Annotated in this window: 29 protein-coding genes; 12 read left to right on the forward strand and 17 right to left on the reverse strand. The window is 47.2% G+C overall.

Going from position 1 to position 25212, the window contains the following annotated elements; genetic code table 11:
- The first annotated feature begins 13 nt into the window (after positions 1-13).
- From JX580_RS08445 to JX580_RS08470, 6 genes are read left to right on the forward strand one after another with little or no spacing between them, the layout of a single operon-like run.
- Positions 14-580, forward strand: a complete 567-nt coding sequence (locus tag JX580_RS08445) for a YqgE/AlgH family protein (protein WP_248850106.1) — start codon at positions 14-16, stop codon at positions 578-580.
- Entirely contained in the window at positions 573-1013 is a 441-nt protein-coding gene (gene ruvX, locus JX580_RS08450; protein WP_248850107.1) for a Holliday junction resolvase RuvX, read from the forward strand. The genes JX580_RS08445 and ruvX overlap by 8 nt, the downstream gene beginning before the upstream one ends.
- Positions 1010-1522, forward strand: a complete 513-nt coding sequence (gene pyrR, locus JX580_RS08455) for a bifunctional pyr operon transcriptional regulator/uracil phosphoribosyltransferase PyrR (protein ID WP_248850108.1) — start codon at positions 1010-1012, stop codon at positions 1520-1522. The genes ruvX and pyrR overlap by 4 nt, the downstream gene beginning before the upstream one ends.
- Positions 1519-2532, forward strand: coding sequence for an aspartate carbamoyltransferase catalytic subunit (locus JX580_RS08460; protein WP_248850109.1), 1014 nt, complete (start codon positions 1519-1521; stop codon positions 2530-2532). The genes pyrR and JX580_RS08460 overlap by 4 nt, the downstream gene beginning before the upstream one ends.
- The gene (locus tag JX580_RS08465) at positions 2532-3818 is read left to right on the forward strand and encodes a dihydroorotase (protein WP_248850110.1); all 1287 of its coding nucleotides are present in this window, start codon (positions 2532-2534) and stop codon (positions 3816-3818) included. Before JX580_RS08460 ends, JX580_RS08465 begins: the two co-directional genes overlap by 1 nt.
- Positions 3819-4433, forward strand: coding sequence for a hypothetical protein (locus tag JX580_RS08470; RefSeq protein WP_248850111.1), 615 nt, complete (start codon positions 3819-3821; stop codon positions 4431-4433).
- A gap of 141 nt (positions 4434-4574) precedes the next feature.
- On the opposite strand, the gene JX580_RS08475 is transcribed toward JX580_RS08470, so the two are convergent.
- Entirely contained in the window at positions 4575-4805 is a 231-nt protein-coding gene (locus tag JX580_RS08475; RefSeq protein ID WP_248850112.1) for a hypothetical protein, read from the reverse strand.
- Between the two features lie 26 nt (positions 4806-4831).
- Positions 4832-5626, reverse strand: coding sequence for a polyphosphate kinase 2 (gene ppk2, locus JX580_RS08480; RefSeq protein WP_248850113.1), 795 nt, complete (start codon positions 5624-5626; stop codon positions 4832-4834).
- A gap of 144 nt (positions 5627-5770) precedes the next feature.
- On the opposite strand from ppk2, the gene JX580_RS08485 reads away from it, so the two are divergent.
- Complete coding sequence (locus JX580_RS08485) at positions 5771-6454, forward strand: YggS family pyridoxal phosphate-dependent enzyme (RefSeq protein ID WP_248850114.1); 684 nt, start codon at positions 5771-5773, stop codon at positions 6452-6454.
- Between the two features lie 19 nt (positions 6455-6473).
- Here JX580_RS08485 and gspN read toward each other — a convergent pair whose 3' ends face one another.
- From gspN to gspC, 12 genes are read right to left on the reverse strand one after another with little or no spacing between them, the layout of a single operon-like run.
- Positions 6474-7238 (reverse strand): type II secretion system protein N, encoded by a 765-nt coding sequence (gspN, locus tag JX580_RS08490; protein WP_248850115.1) that lies wholly within the window; start codon positions 7236-7238, stop codon positions 6474-6476.
- Complete coding sequence (gspM, locus tag JX580_RS08495; RefSeq protein WP_248850116.1) at positions 7235-7747, reverse strand: type II secretion system protein GspM; 513 nt, start codon at positions 7745-7747, stop codon at positions 7235-7237. Before gspM ends, gspN begins: the two co-directional genes overlap by 4 nt.
- Positions 7731-8831, reverse strand: a complete 1101-nt coding sequence (gene gspL, locus JX580_RS08500) for a type II secretion system protein GspL (protein WP_248850117.1) — start codon at positions 8829-8831, stop codon at positions 7731-7733. Before gspL ends, gspM begins: the two co-directional genes overlap by 17 nt.
- Positions 8824-9777, reverse strand: coding sequence for a type II secretion system minor pseudopilin GspK (gene gspK / locus JX580_RS08505; protein ID WP_248850118.1), 954 nt, complete (start codon positions 9775-9777; stop codon positions 8824-8826). Before gspK ends, gspL begins: the two co-directional genes overlap by 8 nt.
- Complete coding sequence (gspJ, locus tag JX580_RS08510; protein WP_248850119.1) at positions 9764-10393, reverse strand: type II secretion system minor pseudopilin GspJ; 630 nt, start codon at positions 10391-10393, stop codon at positions 9764-9766. The genes gspK and gspJ overlap by 14 nt, the downstream gene beginning before the upstream one ends.
- Positions 10390-10764 carry a type II secretion system minor pseudopilin GspI gene (gene gspI, locus JX580_RS08515; protein ID WP_248850120.1) on the reverse strand — a complete coding sequence of 125 codons (375 nt, stop codon included), beginning with the start codon at positions 10762-10764 and terminating at the stop codon, positions 10390-10392. The genes gspJ and gspI overlap by 4 nt, the downstream gene beginning before the upstream one ends.
- On the reverse strand, positions 10748-11233 hold the full coding sequence (locus JX580_RS08520) for a prepilin-type N-terminal cleavage/methylation domain-containing protein (RefSeq protein ID WP_248850121.1): 486 nt from the start codon (positions 11231-11233) through the stop codon (positions 10748-10750). The genes gspI and JX580_RS08520 overlap by 17 nt, the downstream gene beginning before the upstream one ends.
- 3 nt (positions 11234-11236) lie before the next feature.
- Positions 11237-11671 carry a type II secretion system major pseudopilin GspG gene (gene gspG, locus JX580_RS08525; protein WP_248850122.1) on the reverse strand — a complete coding sequence of 145 codons (435 nt, stop codon included), beginning with the start codon at positions 11669-11671 and terminating at the stop codon, positions 11237-11239.
- Between the two features lie 37 nt (positions 11672-11708).
- Entirely contained in the window at positions 11709-12932 is a 1224-nt protein-coding gene (gene gspF, locus JX580_RS08530) for a type II secretion system inner membrane protein GspF (RefSeq protein WP_248850123.1), read from the reverse strand.
- A gap of 1 nt (position 12933) precedes the next feature.
- Positions 12934-14379, reverse strand: a complete 1446-nt coding sequence (gene gspE / locus JX580_RS08535; RefSeq protein WP_248850124.1) for a type II secretion system ATPase GspE — start codon at positions 14377-14379, stop codon at positions 12934-12936.
- Between the two features lie 2 nt (positions 14380-14381).
- Positions 14382-16445: a type II secretion system secretin GspD gene (gene gspD / locus JX580_RS08540; RefSeq protein ID WP_248850125.1), complete on the reverse strand. Its 2064-nt coding sequence runs from the start codon at positions 16443-16445 to the stop codon at positions 14382-14384.
- 19 nt (positions 16446-16464) lie between these two features.
- Complete coding sequence (gene gspC / locus JX580_RS08545; protein WP_248850126.1) at positions 16465-17370, reverse strand: type II secretion system protein GspC; 906 nt, start codon at positions 17368-17370, stop codon at positions 16465-16467.
- 215 nt (positions 17371-17585) lie between these two features.
- On the opposite strand from gspC, the gene traF reads away from it, so the two are divergent.
- The 5 genes from traF to folE2 all read left to right on the forward strand — a co-directional run bounded on the left by traF (position 17586) and on the right by folE2 (position 23665).
- Positions 17586-18884 (forward strand): conjugal transfer protein TraF, encoded by a 1299-nt coding sequence (gene traF, locus JX580_RS08550; protein ID WP_248850127.1) that lies wholly within the window; start codon positions 17586-17588, stop codon positions 18882-18884.
- Positions 18885-19026: 142 nt separating this feature from the next.
- Positions 19027-20160 carry a YeeE/YedE family protein gene (locus tag JX580_RS08555; protein WP_248850128.1) on the forward strand — a complete coding sequence of 378 codons (1134 nt, stop codon included), beginning with the start codon at positions 19027-19029 and terminating at the stop codon, positions 20158-20160.
- A 106-nt stretch (positions 20161-20266) separates the two neighbouring features.
- On the forward strand, positions 20267-21616 hold the full coding sequence (locus JX580_RS08560; protein WP_248850129.1) for an FAD-dependent oxidoreductase: 1350 nt from the start codon (positions 20267-20269) through the stop codon (positions 21614-21616).
- Positions 21597-22604, forward strand: a complete 1008-nt coding sequence (locus tag JX580_RS08565; protein WP_248850130.1) for a CobW family GTP-binding protein — start codon at positions 21597-21599, stop codon at positions 22602-22604. Before JX580_RS08560 ends, JX580_RS08565 begins: the two co-directional genes overlap by 20 nt.
- A gap of 113 nt (positions 22605-22717) precedes the next feature.
- Positions 22718-23665, forward strand: coding sequence for a GTP cyclohydrolase FolE2 (folE2, locus tag JX580_RS08570; protein ID WP_248850131.1), 948 nt, complete (start codon positions 22718-22720; stop codon positions 23663-23665).
- A gap of 51 nt (positions 23666-23716) precedes the next feature.
- On the opposite strand, the gene JX580_RS08575 is transcribed toward folE2, so the two are convergent.
- From JX580_RS08575 to JX580_RS08585, 3 genes are read right to left on the reverse strand one after another with little or no spacing between them, the layout of a single operon-like run.
- A complete protein-coding gene (locus tag JX580_RS08575) occupies positions 23717-23932 on the reverse strand; it encodes a YjfB family protein (RefSeq protein ID WP_248850132.1) in 216 nt (71 codons plus the stop codon).
- 1 nt (position 23933) lies between these two features.
- Positions 23934-24293, reverse strand: coding sequence for a membrane protein insertion efficiency factor YidD (gene yidD / locus JX580_RS08580; protein ID WP_349251685.1), 360 nt, complete (start codon positions 24291-24293; stop codon positions 23934-23936).
- The gene (locus tag JX580_RS08585) at positions 24262-25212 is read right to left on the reverse strand and encodes a hypothetical protein (RefSeq protein WP_248850133.1); all 951 of its coding nucleotides are present in this window, start codon (positions 25210-25212) and stop codon (positions 24262-24264) included. Before JX580_RS08585 ends, yidD begins: the two co-directional genes overlap by 32 nt.

Below are 25212 nucleotides of genomic sequence, written 5' to 3' on the forward strand. Positions count from 1 at the left end.
CTATAATTCGACTATGAACATATCACACAGCCTACAACACCAATTTTTGATTGCGATGCCAAGCTTAAATGATAGCTGGTTCGAAAAAACCGTTATCTACATGGTGGATGACAATGAAAAAGGCAGCACAGGCCTGGTGATCAACAAGCCTCACAACCTCACCCTACTTCAACTGCTTGAGCACTTTCATATTTATGGCAATCAAAATAGTCCGATGATGAAGCGTGCCGTATTAATGGGCGGACCGGTTGACATGGAACGTGGATTTATCTTGCACCAACCGGCAGGGCAATGGCAAAACACCGTTGCGATCACCCCCAAGCTCGGTTTAACCGTCTCCGAAGACTTTTTAGAAGCGATTAAACTTGATACCGCACCGAAGGATTTTATTGTTTGCCTTGGCAGTGCCAATTGGAACAAAGGACAATTGGCGAATGAAATTAAAAACAATAGTTGGCTGACCGCGCCATTCAATGCCAGTTTAATGTTTGAAACACCGATTGAACAACGCTGGAAGGCCGCCTTAGGCATGCTAGGCATCCAACCTGAGTTTTTAAGCGCCGAGGCAGGTCATGCATAATTCTGAAGACAATAAAAATTGCTTGCCACCAAACTTTAAAGGCAAAATAGAGGGATTAGTTTTAGGCTTTGACTTCGGGCTAAAACGCATAGGTATTGCCAGCGGACAAACGCTCACCGGCTCATCCGGCCCGCTAACAACCCTGACCAGCCATCAAGGTAAAACCGATTGGGATGGCATAACCAAACTGATTAACGAATGGCAACCGAAAGCGCTGATTGTCGGGTTGCCCTTAAGACTGGACGGCACAGAACAACCCTTTACGCAAAATGCACGTAAATTTGGTCAGCGACTCCATGGACGCTACCAAAAACCCGTATTTTTTGTAGAAGAACAACTGAGTTCGTTTGAAGCCGAACAACGAAATTTAAAAACTCCGATTGATGCACATGCCGCTCAAATCATTCTCCAAAACTGGCTAGAGGCTTTATGACACCATTAAACCAAGATGTTTCTACACTGATTGATGAACTTTGTGAACAAATACAAAAACACCCCCGTTTTAGCCCACAGATAAAAATGTTGGGGATTCGTACTGGGGGCGAATGGATAGCACAGACCCTGCATCGCAAACTCGCATTAACCGAACCACTGGGCGTATTGGACAGTTCATTTTATCGTGATGATTTTTCTAAAGTCGGTTTACACCCCGAGGTTCAACCTTCGGTCATTCCTTGGGAACTCACCGATCAACATCTTTTTTTAGTCGATGACGTACTCTATACCGGCCGCACCACTCGTGCCGCAATGAATGAATTATTTGACTATGGTCGCCCAGCTTCGATCACGTTGGTCACCCTAGTTGATCGCCGTGGTTGCCGTGAGTTGCCTATCCAACCGGACATCACCGCCTTAAAACTGGAATGCAGCCAAACACTTAAGCTACATGGCCCCGACCCCCTAACCCTGTCTTTGATTGAACCCGCGGAGACCGAACTATGAGCCCACGCCTATCCAGCCCTAACCTACAACTCAACGAACAAGGCAAACTCAAACATTTTCTAAGCCTTGAGGGTCTAAAACCGCATCATTTAACCGAAATTTTAGATACGGCTGAATCCTTCATTAATCCGCAAACCCAAGAAATCAAAAAAGTGCCCTTGCTGCGCGGCAAAACCATTATGAACCTATTCTTTGAGCCAAGCACGCGCACGCTAACGACGTTTGAAATTGCAGAAAAACGCCTGTCTGCCGACGTAATGAACCTTAATATTAGTACCTCAGCAACCAAAAAAGGCGAGTCGCTACTGGACACCCTGTGGAACCTGCAATCCATGCAGGCCGATATGTTTGTCATTCGCCATGCCGAAAGTGGCGCTGCCCATTTCTTTGCACGCCATGTAGCACCGCATGTCCATGTTCTTAATGCCGGTGACGGCCAACATGCTCATCCTACCCAAGCCATGTTGGATATGTTTACCATTCGTAAACTTAAAGGGGACATTTTTGACCTTAAAGTTGCAATTGTTGGCGATATTCTGCATTCAAGAGTAGCTCGCTCGCAAATACAAGCCTTAAGCATGCTCGAAGCCCGAGAAATTCGAGTAATAGGCCCCAAAACATTGATTCCACCGTTTCCTGAATCTCTCGGAGTGCATGTTTACCATGACATGAAATCTGGCTTAGACGATGTTGACGTGGTGATTATGCTGCGGCTACAAAGCGAACGGATGAAAGGCGCATTACTGCCTAGCGAAAAAGAATACTTTAATTTATACGGTTTGACTGAACAACGTCTAGCCTATGCAAAACCCGATGCATTAGTCATGCACCCAGGCCCGATAAATCGGGGCGTTGAAATTGATTCTGCGGTAGCCGACGGCCCGCAATCGGTTATCCTCCAACAGGTCACCTATGGCATCGCGGTGCGAATGGCAGTCATGGCGATTATTATGAGCAATGCAGCACAACTTGCTCAAGCAGAACAAGAAAACCCGGAGGAAACACGCTAATGAACCTGATTATCCAACAAGCTCGTATCATCGACCCAAGCCAACAATTGGATAGGCAAACCAACCTCTATATTTCACGCGGTCATGTAATGGCAATTGGTGATCAAACACCGGATGGCTTTGTTGCCGATCAAGTGATAGATGCCAAAGGAAAATGGTTAATACCAGGCCTGGTTGATATGCGCGCCCGCCTTGGTGAACCAGGCAAAAACTTTGCCGGCAGCATCGCCTCAGAAACCAAAGCCGCGGTAGCCGGAGGCATTACCTCACTTTGCTGTCCACCGGATACCGATCCGGTAGCCGACACCCAAGCGGTGGCTGAACTGATTCAGCGCCGAGCACGCCAAGCGGCCACCGCGTTTGTCTTACCCACCGGGGCCTTAACTAAAGGACTTGAAGGCAAACTACTAAGCAATATGCACTCGCTTAAACAGGGCGGATGCGTGGCACTCAGTCAAGCGAATCAGCCAGTTGAGAATCCACTGGTCATGAAAAATGCGCTCGACTATGCCGCCTCTCAAGACCTACTCGTTATTTTGCGTTGTGAAGACCAAGAACTCAAAAACCAAGGCGTTGCTCATGCCGGCATGGTCAGCACACGACTCGGCTTACCGAGCATCCCCACATCAGCAGAAACCATTGCCCTTGCGCGTGACCTGATTCTAGTTGAAGAAAGTGGCGTACGTGCCCATTTTTCACAAATCTCCTGCGCACGATCGGTTGAAATGATTGCTCAAGCCAAACAACGCGGCCTACCGATTACCTGCGATGTGGCCATTCACCAATTACACCTAACCGAAATGGATGTAATGGATTTTGATGCCTACACCCATGTTAGCCCCCCGTTTAGAAGCCAAGCTGATCGCGACGCATTACGCATGGCAATTAAAACCGGCATTATAGATGCCATTGTCAGCGATCACACCCCGCTAGGGCGTGACGATAAGGCCTTGCCATTTGGCGAAAGCACACCCGGCATCAGCGGCCTAGAAACCCTGTTAGCCTTAACCCTGCGCTTAGTCGAAGACCAGTTGATTGACCTCAGCCAAGCGATCAAACTCATCTGCCAGCAACCTGCCAGTATTCTTGGCATCCATGCCGGCTGCCTTCAAGTTGGCTATAGTGCTGACTGTGTCCTGATTGATCCTGAACGCTATTGGACACTCGATCGCACTCAAATGCTCTCCGCCGGCAAAAACACCCCTTTCAATGGCTGGGAATTTAATGGTCAGGTAGAAATGACCCTGTTTCAAGGCCGCCCTGTTTACAAGGTTAATGAAGTTTAAATGCTGCAAGCTCAATTTATTGGCAGCCAACAGCAAGCAGAAAATAGCTGGCTGATTCAACTTGAATCAGCCCAAGCGCAAAGCTGGCCGATTGGCACACAATTTCGTGTTCAAGACCAGCAGGCCTGGTTATTTCAAGCGCCACAAAAATCAGGTCAACATCGCTTTAACCTGCTAAGCGACCAGGCCTGGTTGTATCACCCCCATCAACACCTTGATCTTCAGATCATCACTGAAAAACATCGTTCTGAACCTAATTGGCAAGCCAATCAACTCTGGCTCGCCTCCGATTTAGCGATCGCTGCGGTATTTGATGCGGCAAAACGCTGGCAACAATTATCAACCCCCAAGGGTCAGTTTATCGCGCTACTCCACACTCACAACGACAGTTTTCCATTTCGTGTTAAGCCGGCACGTTTTTTATTGCCACTCAATAACTCTGCGGCCTACGCCATTGGCGCAGCCCCCCTGCTTGAAGATTGGCAAATCCCAAACAGACTCGCCAGCTCAACAGGCATCATAGGATGTTTTGAAGGGAGTTTAGAAGAACTATACCAGGCCTGGTTATCAGCAAACCAGAACCCGTTAGAAGGGTTTGAGATTAACTGGATTTAATGCCTTGTTTCGTCATTAAAAATAAACAGGCTAGTTAAAAAAATTGAACACTAAATCTCTATAAATGTCTCAATTTGAATCCATCAACAATCCGCACAAGTTATCACACCAGTGCGGATTCATCAAAGCTGTGGATAAGGCTTAATCTTTTGAAATAGACGATGATTTTTTGCGTAAACGATGAGCCAGTTCCTCTAGCTCTTTAGCGAAATCATGTTCTGCCTGAGAGTAAACAACGCCCAAGGCTGCCTCAATCAAGGTTTCTAATTCTGAAAAATGCTCATCACCTATGGCTTCGGTTTGTCCATCGTCTAACATGATTTTGAAACGCTCAACCACCTGTTTAGCATGCCCTTTTATCTTTACCGTCATTTTTTATTCCTCGCTTTCAAAGCTTATTAATCATCTTGAAAAATATCATCACCCGAACTAAGAATAAGTGGATCAGGTTGACCAACAACCTCCAAATCCTTGTCATCATAAGGCATTGCGTTAAGGATGTAACGCATACAAGCCAAACGCGCGCGCTTTTTGCAGTTGGATTTAATCACCGTCCAAGGTGCATCAGCGGTATTCGTGTAAAAAAACATGTCTTCCTTGGCTTTGGTATAGTCTTCCCAACGATCCAGTGACGCCAAGTCCATTGGGCTCAATTTCCATTGCTTAAGCGGATCAGTTTTGCGTCCGTTAAAACGGCGCAATTGCTCTTTACGACCCACCGAAAACCAAAACTTCATCAAATGGATATTATCACCGACCAGCATTCTTTCAACTTCCGGTGCCTGATGCATAAATTGGGTATATTGTTGAGGGGTACAAAAGCCCATCACCCGTTCAACCCCCGCACGGTTGTACCAAGAACGGTCAAACAATACAATTTCACCTTGGGTGGGCATGTGTTGTAAATAACGCTGAAAATACCATTGACCTTTTTCTTGCTCGTTGGGCTTATCCAAAGCCACTACTCGCGCACCACGAGGGTTTAAATGCTCCATTATCCGCTTGATCGTGCCACCTTTACCGGCCGCATCGCGCCCCTCAAACAGCATCACAATTCTTTGCTCAGAATCCTTAACCCACTTTTGCATCTTAAGCAGTTCAATTTGTAACTGACGCTTGGTTTCTTCATACTCATCACGCGACATCTTGTCATCATAAGGGTAGATACTTTCACTTGATTTTACTTGCTTCATCAAACCTCCTTTTCAGAGCGGTAACATATAATAAGATTTATACTAGCCCCTAGCCTAAATTAATGCAAACTTTAAACTAAAACTTGTTATTTCATATCAAGCTTTTAAAATCAACTTTTAAAAACAGAAAAAGGCACCGCTTAGATGGACTATTTGCAGAACAACTATAACCAGGTCAAGGCACGTATCAGCCATGCGGAAAAACGCTTCCATCGTTCACCCGCCAGTGTATCGCTGCTGGCCGTCAGCAAAACCAAACCGATTGAAATGGTGAATGCCCTAGCTGAAACAGGCCAAAAAGCATTCGGCGAAAACTACCTGCAAGAAGCCCTTGAAAAAATAGCGCAAAGACCGGATTTGGAATGGCATTTTATTGGCCCGATTCAATCGAATAAAACCAAACCGATTGCCGAGCATTTTGACTGGGTAGAAAGTGTCGATCGCTTAAAAATTGCCCAGCGATTAAGTGACCAACGCCCTAGTGTAAAACCCGCGCTGAACATTTTGTTACAAGTTAATATAAGCCAAGAAGACAGTAAATCAGGCTTTTTACCTGACGAAGTTTTATTGGTCGCTCAGCAAATCAGCAAACTACCAGGCCTGGTAATTCGTGGCTTAATGGCGATTCCGAAAGCAGAAACCGAATTTGAACAACAGCGCAGCGCCTTTAAACAAATGCAGACCCTGTTTAAACAATTACAATCCGAGCTCGACAGCGATCAAATTGACACCCTGTCGATGGGCATGTCGGCTGACTTAGAAGCCGCGATCGCTGAAGGCTCAACCCAAGTTCGGATTGGCACCGACCTGTTCGGTGCCAGGCTTTAAGCAAGCTCTCACAATCTAACTACCATTGCCCACGCATTTGAGCACGCGCTTCGGTGGGCGAAGTTTGTTGCATCGTCATTAAAGCCCAATCTGGAAAACGATTGGGCTGTTGCGTATTTAGCTCAAACTCGCTGTCAAACCGATTCGGCGGATTAAAACGGCTTAAGCCCTGTAAAGCCCATTCCGCTTCTTCAGCCGTCAGCGCCAGCATCACCGTTTGTTGTTGCATCGAGGCATTAAGATTCAATTGCTCCACCTGCTCGCCCATCATCGCCAAATCCGTAACCACAAGTTGCCCGTATAGGCTTTGTAACCAGGCCTGCTTAAAATCAACGGACAAGGCGAGATCACGAAAATGCAGCTGACCTTGTAAACCGCGTAACATAAAATGTTGCTGAGCAAACGCTTGGGCAATACGTCCGATATCCAGTTGACCTTGGGGCACCGACAGGCTCAGGTTTTCGGGCGTGAAAACTAGCGTCACATCCAACTGGTCTTGCGCATTTCGAACTTTTAATGCTACGGAGAGGGTCTGTTTAAACAGGCCGGTGAATAATTCTTTTGTTCCCAACCGCCAAGCGACCTGCTCGAATTCAACACCCTGATAACTCAGCTTCACCTGACCCTGCCACACCGTGCCCTTTGGCTGGCTTAGCGTTAAGCCTTCCGGCAACTCGGCTGCATAATGTTTAATCACAAAGCTCGCCGGCAAGTGGCTGACAAAGCCTATCCAAAACACCAGCAACACCAGAAAACCGCCCCCTAGCCAAGTCCTTATCTTCATGAAGCTAACCTAAAATTTAACGACACCTTCACTTTACCCAGACTGACCGGCTCGACCTGCATCCTCTCCGGTGACAAGCCCTGCTGCTCAAGCTGCGCAAGCCATTGAAAAAACCGAGGCGCTTCTACTTGATTAAACTGAAGCTGAACACCGTTCGCCGCCGGACGTATTGAAGTCATCTGATTAATCAGTTGATGGCTGCGTAAACTTTGCTGCAAATGGGCTAATAATTGCGATTGAGTTTGGACTTCGGAGCCCGCAGTTTGATGCGTAGCTTGCGCCTGTTGAATCGCGGGGACCTGCTGGTTTAACCATTGCCATTGTTGTTCAGCAATCAGCCATTGCTGCTGTGCTTGGTTTTGCTGGTTTAACAACGGCTGGGCAACCAACCGGTAACCGACTAAGCCAATTAAAACCACGAACAATAACTGAATCAATAGTCGCTCGCGAGCGGCAAGCGCCTGCCAGCGTTCGGCTAATTGCAGGCCCATTTCAGTTTGCATGAACATGTAACACTCCTTCCGCTTGTTGAGCCGTCAGGCCTTTTACCTCTAAACGCGCCACCCAACCAGCAGGCAGACGAGAATGAATGTGAGCCATCAACTGATCCAGTTGCTCCGTGGTGTTCGCGGTTAAGGTTAAGGTCAAACGCTGATTCTGCCAATCCATCCGTCCCGGCTTGACTGCACTATTCGCCAGTATCACCGGTTCCAACAGACTCAAAACCGAAACAGGGCTGATTTGTCCGGCTTGACTGCCTGCTTGTGCCAAAAATGTTTGGGTTTGCACCTGAATATTGACGATGCGCTGGGTTTGAGGAAACAATTGACGAAACAGGGTTTCGGTTTGCTGTTGATAAGCTTGAGCCTGTTGCAAGGTTTGTTGGGTTTGCCAGTGGGTCTGCAGCCCCAACAACACCAACCAAACCGCAGCTAGACCCGCTGGCCATCGCCAGTGTCGCCACATACTTTGCTGATGATTAACTACCGCAAACTCACCCTGACGTAAATTCATTCGCGCTAAATCGCTTGGCTTGGGTTGGTTTTGAACCGCGATAAAGGGTTCGATGTTTAAGTCCGCATTTTGTTTTTCCGCCATTTCACGGAACACAGGCCATTGTGCTTTAGCGATACTTAAGCCGCTAAATTTAGCTGTGCGCACCAATAGGGTTTCCGGCTCCAGCGTTGACTCGGCAAACCGCCAGAGGCTTGGACTCATCGCTTCGTTAGTGGGTTCGATTGTATAGTCTAGCCTAAAACACTCAGGTACCAACCAGGCCTGGCTTAAATTCGCCTGCTCTAAAGCGGACAACCAGGCCTGCATACGCTGTTTGGCTAGCACCGCTACCGTGACCCAACCTTCCTTGTCTCGATCCAAGCTAACCAAATGCAATTCTTCAAGTGGCTGAGCCAACTGCTCCTCGAGTGCATAAGGCAAGGCCTGTTGCCATTGATGACGTGACTTTCCAGGCACAAACACCCGCAAAATGCTGACCCAACGGCTCGGCACCCAGACAATAGGTTTCTGGTTCTGGGCTAGCCCGTCCGATTCTACCAGATGCAACTGATCGCCTAAATCAAAATAACTATTCATCCGCTAACGCAATCCATCGTTGGAGCAGATTCACCTGCTGCTGTTGTCGATAATACAAAGCGCGGGCATCAAGCCGCGCAACCCCATACTCAATAATGCCATTGAGTTGAAAAAACTCTGTCCGCACGCTAATCACCCAATCCGGCAAAGCCTGCTGAATCACTTCTGGTTCTTGACCGGTATTTTGCGCTATAAACTGACGAAAGCCGGCAATATCCTGTGCCGGTTCTTGTTGACGCAATTCGATCCAAATATCAATTAATGTTTGATCCATAAATTCAGCCAAACCAAGCAAAACCTCGGCTTCAGCGGTGTTAACATTGATGGTCGTTATTTTAGGCAGGGTTGTAATCCAAGCGCTTATCAGCGCAAACTGTTCCATATCCATACCCTGTAACAAACGCACTTCTTCCGGCAATACCATCATGCGATTAGCCGCTCGATAGGGCGGCGTATTCAATAAATAACGATCACTTTCCGCCCCACCGGCAATCGGATTATTATCCTCGTCTAGCCAATCTATCAGCGGCGCGACCCAGTCGATTGGTAAATTTTGCTGTTGCAGACTGCGCTCTAATATCGCTCGCCAATGCGCCTGTTTTTCCGGGTCGGTTTCTATCAGATTATTTAGGTTAAAGCGGGCTTGCATGTCAAACAATTGACCACTAATGTCACCGCCCTCAAAAGCCATCGGAAACATAGGCTGCGCCCAAACCTCACCTAAATGATCGATTTGGTTTTGACCGGCATCAAACGCCAAGCCTTTTTTAACCCAAGCATCGACCCCCGCAGCCACAGCAATTGCTTGGCTTTGGTTCAACATATAAGCGCTGCGCTGAATATCTAACCGTTGTTGATACTGAATACCGCTGGCAATTACAGCCACCAGCGCCACTACAATCAGCACGGTTAGTAGCGCAAAACCTTTTTGCTTAAGGGGTTTCATTCATCACCCTACCATCGACCCCCGGTAACAAACGCCTAAGCTTACCTTGTCCCTTCAGCTCCAACTCGATTTCTACCAGGCCTGGCAGTTCATCGAGTGGGCGATTCGGTTGTGGCCAAAAATCAAACCAAAACTGATTGCGATCTAGCAAGCGAATCGTCATCGACTCCACCTCGTCCAACAACAATTGGCGACGCGGCTGGCTATCTGGCGCTCGATCCAGCACCGACCAACTGAGTCGAAAAAGTTGCTGATTCTCTAATTCATATCGCACTCTCACCAACCCGCCTGACGAATAGGGTGTGGGGTAGATAGCAATCCTTGTCCATTCAAACCCATCTTGGCGCAGTTGCATCGCCGGTAACACCGAACCTAACTCATCCAGAACTGGCCTAGGTGCCATTTGCATCACATCCTGCTCTAGCCACCAGATTGTGCGTTGCAACTGGCTCATTGCAGATTGTTGTTGCTGATGCGATTCACTCACTCTGACTGCTGAATCAATACTTTGATAAGCCAAAACTGCAATCACTGCCGATACCGCTATCGCCAGCAATAGCTCAATTAAAGTAAAACCCGCTTGAGCGCAAGGCCGGATTCGAGAATGTTCGGTCACTCGCCCAACACCGTTACCAAGCGTGTCGCGGGATGTTTGCCGTCTTTCAACCTGACCTCCAAGCTGGCGCGCATCATCCCCGGGATAGCAGTGGATTCCATCTCCAACTGAGTTTGCCAAACCAAGCCCAACATCTCTGATTCGGTGGTTTTTTCTACTTCACCGCCCAGGCCGTACTGCAATTCGATCAAACGATTTTGCCCCAACCAAGTGGCATAAACTCGCTCAGCTAAACTGCTTTGCTGATGACTCATGACCGCCAGCGTTTGACTTAGGCCCGCCAAGGCCACCGCAACAATCAAAACCGCAACCATGACTTCAATCAAGGTAAATCCCTGTTGGTTGGATTGCTTTTTAGTCTTCAAATACAAAGTTTAACCCCTCATCCCAACGCAGACGCTGTTGAGCCAAGCTTTCCCCTGCTGCATTCAATCCTTGCAGGCTGAGTTTACCCTCGCTCACTAAGCCACTCGGCCAACATAACCAACCTGGTTCCGGCAGTTGCCAGCGTTCTTTAAGGCCGTCATCAACCTGCCAAACCATTTGACTTGTTTCAGACCAAACTACTTTTTTCATCTCGGCAGGCAACCAATCGCCCTGATGCCGATAATAGGCTTCAAGCCCTTGCTCGGTTACCGCAACCAAATAAATACGCTGCTGAAAGGCAGCTTGGTCACAAGCCATTTGCAGCAGGGATTGCGCTTGTGTCCACTGCTGACGCTGTTGCTGGGTATCACGCCCTCCCAAAGACATCATACCCACCGCCAACACCACCGCGACAATCGCCACCACCACGATCAATTCAATCAGTGTAAACCCGGCTTGCTTTGTGTGTTGCAAGGCTTACATATTCCAATTACCAATGGTGGCATCCGCGCCTTCACCACCCTGAACACCATTCGCACCATAGGTAAAAATATCAAAGTCGCCATGCTGGCCGGGGCTTAGATACAAATAATCACGTCCCCAAGGGTCTTTTGGCAAGCGTTCCATATAGGGTTTCCAATTGCGCGGCACCGGTTCGCTGGTTGGTTTAGTGACCAGCGCTTCAAGTCCCTGATCAGTGGTTGGGTAACGAAAATTATCCAACCGATAAAGCTGTAGCGCTGAAGATAAAGCACTGATATCCTGCTTGGCTTTAACTTCTCGTGCTTCATCTGGTCGATCCATTAACATCGGTACCGCAATCGCTGCCAAAATTGCCAAAATCACCACCACAACCATCAGCTCAATCAAGGTAAAGCCCGCTTGTTGTCGCCTTATTTTTTGCCCTTGCATCTTTAACGCTCTCCCAATTTAAATCAAAAAATTAAACTTAACCCAACATCTGGTTCATTTCAAAAATAGGTAACATGATCGCCAGCACAATCGTCAACACCACCCCACCCATGGTAATAATTAAAAGCGGTTCTAATATACTTACCAAAGTGGCGGAGCTGGTTTCAACATGATATTCATAATGACTCGCCCCTTTAAGTAACATACTATCCAGCTGGCCGGAGTTCTCGCCAGTTTGCACTAAATTAAGTAATAACGCCGGAAACACGCCAGCCTGCTGCATCGCTTGACTGAGTGCCAGACCTTTTCGCACCTCTTCTTCCAAATGCAATACCTTTTGTCTCAGCGGCAAATAACTCATCACCTGAGAAGAAATGTGTAACGCCGTTTTTAATGGAACACCACTTGCCACTAATACACCAAGTGTTCTTGACCATTTTGCTACTGCGCCAAAGATTAAAAATCGTCCCAAAAAGGGCGTGGCAAGCAATAAACGGTGCCAACGAAAACGCCATTTCTCAATTCGCATCAGCCACTTGAATAGTATCAGCAGAACAACCAGTCCTGCTAACATCAAAACAGCATGTGCCTGAACAAACTCACTGGTGGATAACAACCCCTGAGTCAGCGGCGGCAAGGTTTGGCTCATATTATCAAACACGCTCACCACCTTGGGCACCACATAGACCATCAAAAAAAACACAATCGCCAAGGCAACCACCACCATCAACATCGGGTAGATCAAAGCACTTTGCACTTTTTTGCGTAACCGTTCTTGTTGCTCAATCGTGTCGGCCAAACGCGATAACACCGCTTCAAGATGTCCAGATTCTTCACCTGCATGGATGGTGGCGCTGTAATCCTCGCCCACCTTATAGGGCGATTGACTTAAGGCTTGTGCCAAGGAATAGCCTTGCGATACCTGACTATGTAAACTGGTTAAGAAGCGTTGCATTAAACGCGTTTCTGCCTGGGAAGCCACGCCTTTTAAGGCTTGGGTCAAGGGCATACCGGCTTCCAGCAAGGTGGCAATTTGTCGGGTCGCCAAAGACAGATCAGCAATAGATATCGTGCGTTTTAACCAGGCCTGGTTAGCAGAAGTTCGCGCCTTTTCTCGCTTCTTGTCCACCGCCTTGAGTTGTAGCGGCGTTAAGCCTTTTTCTCTTAAGGTTTGACGAATTTGACGTTCTGAGTCGCCTTCCATCAGTCCTTTTTGCGTTTTGCCCTGCTGGGTTAGAGCTTGATATTCAAATACCGCCATACTATGCTTGAGTAACCCTTAAGACTTCTTCTAAACTGGTTTCGCCTGCCAAAACCCGCGCTAAACTGGTTTGTTGCAATGAAGGCGTATGCTGACGGACATAGTGTTCGATATCCAACTCAGACCTTCCGCTATGAATCATTTGCTGTACCTGCTCGTCAATCAACACCAGCTCATAAATCCCTAACCGCCCTTGATAGCCGGTATGGTTGCACTGCTCACAACCTTCTGCACGAAAAATCTCCGCCTCACTGACGCCCAAAAGCGCACACTCTGCGGCATCCGCCTGATGCACCTGTTTGCAATGCGGACACAAACGGCGCACCAAACGTTGCGCCAGCACCCCCGTTAGACTGGATGCCAACAAAAACGGTTCTATGCCCATATCACGTAAACGCGTAATGGCGCCAATCGCGGTATTGGTATGCAGGGTGGATAACACCAGGTGACCGGTCAGCGACGATTGCACTGCGATTTCTGCGGTTTCTAAATCACGAATCTCACCGATCATCACCACGTCCGGATCTTGACGCAATATCGCCCTCAGCCCCTTCGCAAACGTCATGTTAGCCTTGGTATTAACTTGAGTCTGGCTGATGCCATCAAGGTTATACTCAACTGGGTCTTCAATCGTCATGATATTACGTTGATTATCATTTAAACGCGACAAGCCGGCATAGAGCGTGGTGGTTTTTCCTGAACCCGTGGGGCCGGTGACCAAAAAAATACCATGCGGACGAGCTAGAAGCTGCTGAATCGACAATAAAACCGAACTAGGCATTCCTAAATCTTTTAGGTCAAGCAATCCGGCGCTCTTGTCTAGCAAACGCATCACCACCCGTTCACCATAATTTGAAGGAATGGTTGAAACCCGCAAATCTACTGCACGGCCCCCCAGTTTTAAAGCAATGCGGCCGTCTTGCGGCAAACGCTTTTCAGCAATATCCAGCTTGGCCATAACTTTAATACGAGAAACCAACATGCCTGCCAGGCCGGGTTTCGGGGTCAGCATGGTTTTTAACTGACCGTCAATTCTAAATCGAATACGTAATTGAGTTTCAAAGGGTTCTATATGGATGTCAGAAGCATTCGCACGGATTGCCTGGGAGAAAACGGCATTGAGTAACTTGATAATCGGTGCATCGTCTTGGCTATCGAGAAGGTCTTGGGTTTCATCCACCTCGGCGACCAATGATTGCAAATCCTCGGTCTCAAAATCTTCGATTCCCTCCATGGCGTTTTGGCTACCCTCGGCATACAGGCGTTGTAAAAGCCGCTCAAATGCCTCTTCGGATAAAACGAAAAGCTCAAAATCCGATGCAAGCACGCGCTGCGCCTCTAGCAAGGCTTCATGCTGAGTTTGATCTGTGCAACACAAACGAAAACCTTCAGGGCGACTTTCCAACAAAATCCGATTTTTTCTCGCAAATAAAAACGGTAATTGCATGCTTAGAACCCAAGCACTTCAAGCGACTGATCCCGACGCCGCTCGGCTGCCGTCCGTTTTGCGGCTGACGCCGGAGACAGCTCTGAAGGCTGTTCTTTTGTTTGGCGCCCCTTATCGAACCCGGTCGCTTCACCAGCGTCAATTTGCTCTAGCGTCGGCATTTGTGGACGCAAACCCTCTAATAACAGACTGTTATCCTGCTCAAGCAATTGATCCTGCTGCAATTGAATTTGGCGATATTTTTTACGGCTGTAGTAATTCCCCATTTCTTGATCCCGAACGATTACCGGACGTAAGAAAATCATTAAGTTAACCTTTTCACGCTGACTGCCTTGGTAGCGGAACAAGCCCCCTAAGCCTGGAATGCTGCCTAAACCCGGCACCCGCGCACTGGTATCGGTTTCGCGCTCACTCAACAAACCACCGAGCACAATCGTGTCTCCATCGCCGACAATCACACTGGTTTTAAGTTCACGCTTTGAAGTTTGCAAAAGATCAGCATCACTCCCCGGCAACACATCCGAGATCTCATTTTCAATATCTAAATAAACCTCATTACCCTGATTAATTTGTGGTCGCACTTTAAGCTTTAAACCCACATTTTTACGCTCAATCGTCGTAAACGGATTAGTGCCGGCGGCACTGGTGGTATAACTCCCTGTTCGGAAAGGCACTTCACGGCCAACGACAATTTCCGCCTCTTCGTTATCCAAGGTTAATAACGTAGGTGTCGATAGGATATTAGCTCCGCTGTCACTGCGTAACGCATTAATCAAAGCGCCCCAACCACTGCGCGTTGAGCCGCTGCCGATGGCGGCCGTCACACCTCGACCTGTAACGCCGTCCGGTAAGGCCGTTACATTACCGGTGGCTCCGGCTGCCAGTACACCCGGAAGATTACCACTGAGGTTGAACAGCCCTGCTCCACCCGAGCCAATTGCAGCCCAGTCAACGCCTAATTGCGCCGCACGCTCCTCTGTCAACTCAACAATAATCGCCTCAATCAATACCTGAGCACGACGAATATCAAGCTGACTAATCACTGAACGCAAAGCCACCACCACTTCCGGCGGCGCGCTGATCACAATCGCGTTCATACGCTCATCAGCTTGGACTGAAATACGGTCTTGCATATTCTGAGGCTGTCGAGTTCGTGGGCTACGCGACTCCCCCCCCTCAGCACTAGCCGTTTCAGCTTGACTACTTTCAATTAAAGACTGATTGGTCGCTAACTGCTGCAGCAAAGGCACCAGATCTTTGGCTTTAGCATACTGTAAATACACTACCTGAACCCGACCATCCTGCGCAACCGGCACATCCAATTCAGCAATTAACGCCCGAATTGTCAGTCGAGCTGACGCGTCTCCAGTCAAAACAATTCGATTAGAACGCTCGTCATGGTTAATTCTTGCACCCAATGGTGATGGTGTCGAACCCATTCCCAATACTGACTTAATTGTTTTAACCAGCTCCTCAGCCGGCGCATGCTGAGGGCGGATCACTTCAAACTCAGCGTGGCTATTGATATCCACTTGCTTAAGTATCGCTTTAATTCTTGTTAAACCATCCACGGTATCCGTCACAATCAAACGATTACTTTCTGCCATCGCAACTAAATGCCCCTCGCGCGCCACCAAAGGACGAAGAATGGCGACCAGTTTACTCGCTTCGACATGCTCAACCTCAACCACTTCTGTCACCCAAGCCTCACCTCTATCTTGCGCACGTAAATAGGGCAATTGATCTCGCGCCAGGTTAGCGGGAATAATTTTGGTCACCTCACCGCTGGGTACTGCGACAAAACCATGAACATTTAAAATCGCCAACAGGGTTTGATATAAAGCCTCTCCGGACATAGGTTGGGGAGCTATCAGCGTGACCCTGCCACGAACACGTGGATCAATAATAAAGTTTTGCCCCGTGACCTTGGCCACAGCTTCAATCACATTGCCAATTTCAACATCACGAAAATTCTGTTGTATTTCGGCTGCTTGTACTCGAAGAAATATCATGCTGACAAGCAGGCCTGCTAGAACAATAATACGCTGGGTTTGTGTTGTTAACACCTTGCTTTACTCCACATAGTTAGGGGTTCAAGTCCACATCAATGGTTTCATTTAAACCATTCCGATTGACGACTAAACTAAAACGACTTTCTTGTAAAAATTGATTCCATACCGCTGGATTTTCAGCCATGTCTGCTACGGTTAATCCATTAATCGACACCACTAGATCCCCTTCACGAAAACCCAAAGCACCAAAGATTTCAGGATGATTTCTTGGCCCAATGCGTATTCCTAGCCACTCACCTCGCTCACGCAAGGGTTCAAAACGAACATACTGACCAATGCGCATTGGGTTTTGTCTAATTTCTTGGCTCACTAATTGTAACTGCTGGCTTTGTTCAGTGGCTAATACCCCGCCTGTGGAAGAGGTGTTTTGTGGTTGTTGACTAGCAACCTGGTGTATTTGATCTGGCTGCAGAACGGGCGTCTCAGGATGTTGAACTACTAACAATCCATCTGATTGACTTTCCATAGTCAAACGCTCATAAGCGCCTCTGTTTTTTATAATCACGTAATCTGCGCCAATTTCATCGAGCTTAACATTCGATTGCAGTTCTTCACCCACAGTCAAAACTTTGGTGTCTCGCCCTGTCTGAATAATCGCCACCCCAAAAGCTTCGGCACGAATAACACCTAACAACTTCAGATTCAAGCGCGTCGCGCGAACAGGAGGTGCTTCCACCACAACCGGTTCTTCGACTGGAACAACTGCAGCAGCAGGAGGTGTCCCCCAAAGTTGTAACAAACCCAACTTAGGGGATTCTTTAATAGCTAGAGGCTCTAAACTAGGCAAGAGGGGAGGATCAACTTGATTCAAGTTTTGCGCCAACCAGACACCAACCTGCCAACTGATTAGCATTAACAACACAAAACCAAGCCACTTTCTTAAAACACCATTACTGATAAATAACAAACTATTGGGCACAAAACCTACTCAAATTAACAAAAAAACATCACAATTTGCAAATGATAACAAAGTCTACAAGAGTTTTATTAAACAAAAATGATTTTTAATAAAACTGGTTTACTAAAAAGATACTTTCACGACATCCATTATTGGTTTTGACTATCAAATTAAGTTATGCTTAGTTAAATAAATCTGTATAAATAATTTTCAATCCCAAAAGGCGGTAACACAACATGCTTAAAAAAAAACTAATCATTAGCGCACTAGGGTTAGGTCTCGCCACAAGTGCTAACGCATCGACCTTCCACCAAGCCGGCTCAACCCTTGGTTATGGTGCAGCCGGCAATACCCACACCCTGTTTAATAACTTTCAAAACCCGGCCGCGCTAGGCGGTGATACCTCAAAACGTTTATGGGGAGTTGGACTAAGTGTCGGTGTCAGTGCTGAATACGCAGACATGTCAGGGATTGATGACGACACCGAACAGATTCAAAATCAAATCGATCAGGTAGCGAATGATATTGCTAACGGTGTTTACGACAGTACTGCTGAGGCCGAACAAGCACTTGAAACTGCACTTAACAACTACTTCTCATCCTTTACCAAACTTAGTATGAATGTTGAAGCTGGCGCATCCCTGCCTATTGTCATTCAAACAAGTGAGCTAGGGGGCTACTTAGTTGGCATGTCTGTAACCAGAGGCGCACGCGTTGGCATGATTCAAACCCAAGACGCTGATGTCACGGTAAACTATAACCCCATTACTCAATCGGGTTCAGCCGATGCAACAACGAATGCAAATTTAACCATCACAGGTTATGAGTTAACCGAGTTTACACTCGGCTATGGTCTAAACCTAGATCGTTTTGTTACCCTACAAGAAGGGAAACTTAATGCAGGCGCTCGTCTAAAAATGATGCGCGCGGGCTTTAATCATTTCGCCTACAATCTAGACGAAATTTTTAATGACGTAGATAAGGATTTTGGCGATGAACTATCGGATGAAATCAAAGACACCATGACATTTAACAATACCGATTCGGCAATAGGTATTGACCTGGGCGCGCAATTTATCGCTGACCGTTATCTGGTAGGTTTAACCCTTGAAAACATTAATTCACCCAGCTTTAACTATACAGCGATTAACTCAGCTGCAACCTCTTTAATTGCAAGCAACCATTTAGATAAAAGCATCAAACTCGACCCTAAAGCACGTTTAGACTTTGCCTATTTCACCGAAAATCGCCGCTGGACCTTGGCCGGCTTTGCAGACCTTAACAAAACCACAGCACTTAGCGGCCTTAAAACCCAGCAGGCCGGTATCTCTGCATCTTTCGCATCAAGTCTATGGTATGCACCTGATGTTCGGCTAGGCTACACCAATGAAGCCGCTGGCAACAAACTTTCTCAAATACACGGTGGCTTAACTGTTGGACCTGTCAGCTTTGATCTTGCATTCAACTCACTGGATTTTAAGGAATTTGACGACAATTCTGTTGCATTGAACCTAAGCCTAGAGTTGAAATTTTAAACGCCTTCGTACTTATCAAACCATGCCGTTTTGCTAGCAAAACGGCATGCCTGTTAAATTTTGTGCTCTCATTAAATTTTTCAAAGTGCAGTTTTTCTGCAACGCCCTAAAATAGCGTTAATATTTTAATGACCCTATCATCATGCTAACCAAAGATCGCCTATTGCCAATTCGCCTATTCACCTTAGCACTAACCCTTGCGTTGATTTGGATCATCAAACAACCAGGCCTGGTCGCTCTGTTATTTGCCGGAATGGCACTAGGCGCAACGCTTAACTACTTTATGTTTGGCTTTAGCAGCAGCTGGCGCCGCTGTATTTTGTCGCATCAAACGGCGGGCGTTCGCGCTCAAATTATAATGCTTGCCGGTGCGCTGATTTTATTTACCCCATTGTTTTGGCTGGAAAGCTGGGGCTCGCTCCAATTTCAAGGCATTATTCGGCCTGCGGGCTTGTCCGTGATGCTTGGCGCATTTTTATTTGGCATAGGGATGCAATTCGCTGCAAACTGCTCGTCAGGTACTTTAAACCGCGTAGGCCAGCTCCAACCCCTTTCTTTTGTTAGTTTTATTATGCTGTTTGTCGGAGGGGCATTGGGGGCCTACTTTTACAATAGCTGGGGGCATTGGTGGGCGCTGGCGCCTTATTCCATAACGCTAAACTGGAAACTAGCAGGCCTGCTTTTATCCCTAACCACCCTGCTGGTTATTTATGTTGGGCTTATTCGGCTTGAAAAAAACAACCGCCAAACCCTTGAACCCCTATGGTCTAGAAATGAACCTAAACCCTTTTCACCGTTTTTAATTGCCGCACTGCTCTTGGTTGTGTTTAGTGGCTTAATCCTATTCTTATCAGGCCAACCCTGGTCAGTGGCAACGGTTTTTACGCTCTGGAGCTTTAAGTTTTCAGACCAGTTTAACCTTGGGCTAGATTGGGAGTTTTGGCAAATTGCACAACTTTACCAGCACCGCATCGCCGAACCCCTACTCGCTGATCCGATAAGCCTAACAACCCTCGGCGTAATACTCGGTTCACTTTGGGTGACATTACTGGCTAAAAAACCCATAAAAAAACAAACTATCAGTCCAAAACAAACCGCTTACTACGCCCTAGGCGGATTGTTAATGGGATTTGGCGCTACCCTCTCCTATGGTTGCAATATCGGTGCCTTTTTTAGCGGTATTGCCTCGGGCAGCCTGCACGGTTGGTTATGGATTATTTTCGCACTTCTTGGCAACCTGGTCGCTTTGCTTTGGCTAAGAGATCGTAACGACTGAGACTATAGGTCACACAGCAAGAACAAGACCCTATATTAATCAAAGCTTATTTATCTATTTTGCTTTATAATTGTCTCCTCATTTTTTTAGCTCAGGGGCATGCTAAATGAAAAAACGGGTTTTTGATGTCATTGTGATTGGAGGCGGCATTTCCGGCTGTGCATTAACCTACGTGTTAGCCAAGTACAGTAAGGTAAAGTCAATCGCACTTTTGGAGAAATACGGTACGCTTGCACCGCTTAATTCGAATGCGCGCAGTAATAGCCAAACCTTGCATTGTGGCGACATAGAAACCAACTATTCGTTAGCCAAAGCCGGCCAGGTTAAACGCCAAGCCAATATGATTGTGCATTACGCTAAACAGTTTGAAAAAGACGATTTCCTATTCAAATACCCGAAAATGATTTTGGCGGTCGGCGACGAAGAATGCGCCAAACTCGAAGCACGCCACCATGAGTTCGCTGCAACCTTTCCTTATATGGAACTCTGGGATGCCGAAAAAATCGCTGAAGTTGAGCCGAGCGTTGCATTAATTAACGGCAAACCGAGACCGGAAAAAATTCTCGCTTCCGGCTGCACCGATGAGTTCTCCGCGGTCAACTACGGCAAACTATCACGCTCGTTTATTGCTGAAGCGCGCAAATACCAAGCCGAAATTTCAATTAACCTCGGTACCCAAGCGCAAAAAATTAAAAAATTTGATGACCATTATGAAATCACCACCGCCCAAGGCACCTTTATGTCAAAGTTTGTGGTGGTATCGGCCGGTGGACACAGCTTGTTACTCGCCAACCAGTTAGGTCATGGTTTGAATATGTCGATTTTGCCGATGGCCGGCAGTTTCTACTATGTTCCCAACCTGCTTAAAGGCAAGGTTTATACGATTCAAAACGACAAGTTACCGTTTGCCGCATTACATGGTGATCCCGACTTGGCTGAACCGAACAAAACCCGCCTTGGCCCAACCGCGCTGGTTTTACCCAAGCTTGAACGCTACACAGGTGGTACCTACTGGGAATTCTGGAAAAGCTTAAAACTGGACTTTAAGGTGATGAAAGTTTTCTGGGATCTGATGAAAGACAGCGATATTCGTAATTATATTTTCCGCAACTTCGCCTTTGAAATTCCCGGCATTCGCAAAAAGTTATTTCTAAAAGATGCGCAAAAAATCATTCCCGGTTTAAAAATCGAAGACCTGCAATTTGCCAAAGGCGTAGGTGGCTTGCGTCCACAGGTGATTGACAAGGACACCATGCAACTCAAGCTTGGCGAAGCCAGTATTGTACCGTCAGGTGAAAACTTGATTTTTAACATGACCCCGTCACCCGGTGCGACCACCTGCTTATATAACGCCTACCGAGATGCGCGTATTGTGTGTGAGCGCCTAGGCATCGAGCTTAAACGTGAGCAACTGGTTAACGACCTGCTTGAAGGCCATGACCTGTTCCAAGATTGATTCAACGCCGATTAAGGTCACACTAGTGTGTGGCCTGCTGGGCAGTGGCAAAACCAGCACCCTCCAACACCTAATCAGCCAAAAACCTGCCGACGAGCACTGGGCGGTTTTAATCAATGATTTTGGCCTTGCGTCAATTGACAGCTCCCTGCTCAAACAACAAGATGTGAGCTTGTTTGAAGTCCAAGGTGGCTGCATTTGCTGCAGCGCTCAACGCCCTTTAGCGCAAGCCTTAGCGCAGATTAGCCAATTAGATAACCTTGATCATCTACTGATTGAACCCAGTGGACTGGCACACCCGGCGCAGATTATCGACACCCTGAAAAAAACCGCTACGCATCGCCCACTACACCTAGAATCAACCCTCTGCGTATTGGACTTAAATCGTTTTAGCCCAGCGGTTTACCAAAAATCGGCTTTATTACGTGACTTCATCCAGCTTGCCGATGTGCTGTTGCTCACCCGCTGCGATCAACTTGCGCCCAACGCGCTGGCCGAGTTAACCGACTTCCTTAGCCAGAAAATGCTGGGTAAACCCCATATTCAAGCCGCAAGCTTTGGCAAAACACCCTTATCCACACTAAAGCTCAAAGCCCAGCGCCCACCATTTCTGTTGCTACAAGCTAAAAACACCGCACAACAAGCAGGCCTGGTTGAGGCATTTGAAAGTCAGCTTCCCAAGGTTAAACAGAGCCAAATTCTGCGCTCGAACACCCAAGCCATTAGTTGGATTTTCCAGCCAGATCTGCTGTTTATGCGCCCTAAAATAAAAACATTTTTTGCTGATCCGCCCTTGGGTTTAATTCGTGCTAAAGGGCTGTTACGAACCGGCAACAATTGGCAATTAATTAACTGGGTCAATGGCGAACTGACCTTTAGCGACCAGGCCTGGCGACAGGACAATCGCATTGAAATGTTATTTGAACACCCCATCGCACTCACAGAATTAGAACAGGCTTGGGTGCAAACAATTCATACCCAATCATGACAAAATTCACGCAAATGGATGCCCTTGAGACAAAAGCTTGATATGATAGCAAACTATTTATTATTGAACCCCCCTAAAGAAAAATACGTTTTTAGGCTACAGAAGGAAATTGCATGACTAAGCACATGCCCGATATCGCGTGCCAACCCCACCAAGGCCCCCAAGCCACCCTAAACTGGGTCGGTATGAGTGGCATTGAACTGCCGGTTTTAATCCAATCCAATCACCAAGTAATTCGCCTGTCGTCACACACCCAGGCCTATGTTAATTTAATTGACCCAACCAGCAAGGGCATTCACATGTCGCGTTTGTATCTGTTACTGGATCAAATGGCGACACAAGAAACCCTGACAACACAGCGCGTGCATCAGATTCTTAACCGTTTTATTGAGTCTCATCAAGGGCTCAGTGACCATGCGTTTGTTGAATTCCGTTTTGATTATTATGAGCGCCGTAAATCACTAAAAAGTGATAACTCAGGCTGGAAGCACTATCCTGCGACGCTTAGAGGCGAACTCAAACAAGGCGAGTTTAAATGTGAAGTAACGATTGAAGTGCCCTACTCCTCAACCTGCCCCTGCTCGGCAGCCTTGTCACGCCAGCTGATTCAAGACGCGTTTGAAGCCAAGTTTAACAAAAGCGAAGGGCTAGACTATGACCAGGTAATGCAGTGGCTGGGCACGCCTGAAGGGATTTGCGCGACCCCTCACAGCCAGCGCTCTTATGCGCAGATTAAACTCCATCTACAAGAAGGCGCTGAGTTGGATTTTTCTGAATGGATCAACCTGATTGAAGCCACCTTACAAACCCCGGTTCAAGCCGCGGTTAAACGTGAAGACGAACAGGAGTTTGCGCGTTTGAATGCAAGTAATCTGATGTTTTGCGAGGATGCAGCGCGTCGTTTGCAAGCCGCATTGGCTGAACAACCGCAAGTACTCGATTTTTGGTTACGGGTTAACCACCTTGAAAGCCTTCACCCGCACGATGCGGTCGCAGTGGCCACCAAGGGGGTTCAAAACGGCTATATCGATGACCCTAACTTAATGGGCTTGATCCACTAAATAAAAAAACCACCGATCGGTGGTTTTTTTATTTACAACCCTGCTAAGCCACTAAGCCGTGGTATTGACATTTTGACCAAGGTTAGCGGGTAAATGTTGCGCCGGAACTGGTGCTATCCCATCTAACAAGGTTAATGCCGCCTCAGCTTGAACATCCATCGCTTTCTTTAGCATACCCACCTGAACTTCACCTTTCGCATAAACTTCTTTTTGCGCTAAGGCGGCAGAAACTGCACCAGCGGCACTCACACCATCAGAAATAGCCATGTTAACTCTCCTTTTTCTCGCTGCTTATTTTATTGTCAGCCACCGCATTTGTGATGACTGCATCTTGCTTTTCAGATTGACCGTCGCAGCGATGCCCCAACCAACCACACCCACACTCTGGCACAGGATCCACGCCTCCCGGATTAGCCGGGTGACACTTACCTATGCGTTTAATCGCCAACCAACTCCCATACACCACCCCGTGATGCTTAATTGCTTCAATCGTATAATGGGAGCAGGTTGGATAAAATCGGCACCTTGGCCCCAATAAAGGGCTAATAAAAAGCTGATAAAATCGCACCAAACCAATTAACAACCACTTTAATGGATTAAGCTTTTGCAGCAGTGTCCAAATCTTCATTCTCACCTTCTTGTGATGCGATTTTTGCAGACTTTTCAGCAAATGCTTCGGCTAATTCTTGATGGAACTTTTGCACCCGCTCAAACCAACCTTCACGGCTATCTTGTTCAGGAAAACGCTGTGCTAAAGACCCCGCCATCATGTCATCAAACATTTTCTGAGAATTCGCAAACAACTCATCCAACTTCTCAATCGCCGATTGCCAGGCCTGCAAGTAAGGGGCTAGCTCCCCCATTTCTACGCCATATTTTTCCGCAGACTCCCCGGCTTTTTGTACATCACGATACTGAGCCAATGCGCCTTGCTGGTAAGAAACCGCACGGGTTTCTGAGCGTGTTAAATCAAGATTGATTGATTTAAGTTGCCCAAAATCGATTTTTAAATCAATCGCTTGTTGAAAAGCCTTCTCAATATCGCCATTAAAAAAGTTATTGGCTAGCTCATCCACCTGCTCAAACACCTCAAAAATTGCGCGTAATTCATCCTCGTTTAAATCTCCTTCCACCGAGAACGCAAAACGCTCCTCAAGCGCGGTCATTTCAAGCATTTCTCTGCTTTCAAACTGACGCACCCCCTTAGGCCCTTGCTCGGTCATTTGTTGTCGATTAAACTCTTGATACTGCATGTAGAGCTGTCTGAAATCAACCGTAACCTTATCGCCTTCACGGGTTTCGATTTGCAAACTCATGGTTTCAGAATACTGATAGGCTGCCTGATAGCGTTGAACCGCAGCGGTTGATAATTGATGTGGATTAAAAACATCCGTTTTGACGGGGGCACGCGCTGCATGACTAAGTTGATCCGCTTGCTGTTTTGCTTTTAGCAACCCAGTCAAATCTTGACGATCATTTTTTTCGTTTTGTTTATCTGTTTGACCCAACCATTTTGGCAGGTTTTGCAAGGGTGTAATCTGTGACAT

This window comes from Thiomicrospira microaerophila (assembly GCF_023278225.1).
Taxonomy (GTDB): Bacteria; Pseudomonadota; Gammaproteobacteria; order Thiomicrospirales; family Thiomicrospiraceae; genus Thiomicrospira; species Thiomicrospira microaerophila_A.

Coding starts and splice junctions, on each gene's coding strand:
- JX580_RS08445 (WP_248850106.1), top strand. CDS start 14: ATGAACATATCACACAGCCTACAACACCAATTTTTGATTGCGATGCCA.
- ruvX (WP_248850107.1), top strand. CDS start 573: ATGCATAATTCTGAAGACAATAAAAATTGCTTGCCACCAAACTTTAAA.
- pyrR (WP_248850108.1), top strand. CDS start 1,010: ATGACACCATTAAACCAAGATGTTTCTACACTGATTGATGAACTTTGT.
- JX580_RS08460 (WP_248850109.1), top strand. CDS start 1,519: ATGAGCCCACGCCTATCCAGCCCTAACCTACAACTCAACGAACAAGGC.
- JX580_RS08465 (WP_248850110.1), top strand. CDS start 2,532: ATGAACCTGATTATCCAACAAGCTCGTATCATCGACCCAAGCCAACAA.
- JX580_RS08470 (WP_248850111.1), top strand. CDS start 3,819: ATGCTGCAAGCTCAATTTATTGGCAGCCAACAGCAAGCAGAAAATAGC.
- JX580_RS08475 (WP_248850112.1), bottom strand. CDS start 4,805: ATGACGGTAAAGATAAAAGGGCATGCTAAACAGGTGGTTGAGCGTTTC.
- ppk2 (WP_248850113.1), bottom strand. CDS start 5,626: ATGAAGCAAGTAAAATCAAGTGAAAGTATCTACCCTTATGATGACAAG.
- JX580_RS08485 (WP_248850114.1), top strand. CDS start 5,771: ATGGACTATTTGCAGAACAACTATAACCAGGTCAAGGCACGTATCAGC.
- gspN (WP_248850115.1), bottom strand. CDS start 7,238: ATGAAGATAAGGACTTGGCTAGGGGGCGGTTTTCTGGTGTTGCTGGTG.
- gspM (WP_248850116.1), bottom strand. CDS start 7,747: ATGTTCATGCAAACTGAAATGGGCCTGCAATTAGCCGAACGCTGGCAG.
- gspL (WP_248850117.1), bottom strand. CDS start 8,831: ATGAATAGTTATTTTGATTTAGGCGATCAGTTGCATCTGGTAGAATCG.
- gspK (WP_248850118.1), bottom strand. CDS start 9,777: ATGAAACCCCTTAAGCAAAAAGGTTTTGCGCTACTAACCGTGCTGATT.
- gspG (WP_248850122.1), bottom strand. CDS start 11,671: ATGCAAGGGCAAAAAATAAGGCGACAACAAGCGGGCTTTACCTTGATT.
- gspF (WP_248850123.1), bottom strand. CDS start 12,932: ATGGCGGTATTTGAATATCAAGCTCTAACCCAGCAGGGCAAAACGCAA.
- gspE (WP_248850124.1), bottom strand. CDS start 14,379: ATGCAATTACCGTTTTTATTTGCGAGAAAAAATCGGATTTTGTTGGAA.
- traF (WP_248850127.1), top strand. CDS start 17,586: ATGCTTAAAAAAAAACTAATCATTAGCGCACTAGGGTTAGGTCTCGCC.
- JX580_RS08555 (WP_248850128.1), top strand. CDS start 19,027: ATGCTAACCAAAGATCGCCTATTGCCAATTCGCCTATTCACCTTAGCA.
- JX580_RS08560 (WP_248850129.1), top strand. CDS start 20,267: ATGAAAAAACGGGTTTTTGATGTCATTGTGATTGGAGGCGGCATTTCC.
- JX580_RS08565 (WP_248850130.1), top strand. CDS start 21,597: ATGACCTGTTCCAAGATTGATTCAACGCCGATTAAGGTCACACTAGTG.
- folE2 (WP_248850131.1), top strand. CDS start 22,718: ATGACTAAGCACATGCCCGATATCGCGTGCCAACCCCACCAAGGCCCC.
- JX580_RS08575 (WP_248850132.1), bottom strand. CDS start 23,932: ATGGCTATTTCTGATGGTGTGAGTGCCGCTGGTGCAGTTTCTGCCGCC.
- yidD (WP_349251685.1), bottom strand. CDS start 24,293: ATGAAGATTTGGACACTGCTGCAAAAGCTTAATCCATTAAAGTGGTTG.
- JX580_RS08585 (WP_248850133.1), bottom strand. CDS start 25,212: ATGTCACAGATTACACCCTTGCAAAACCTGCCAAAATGGTTGGGTCAA.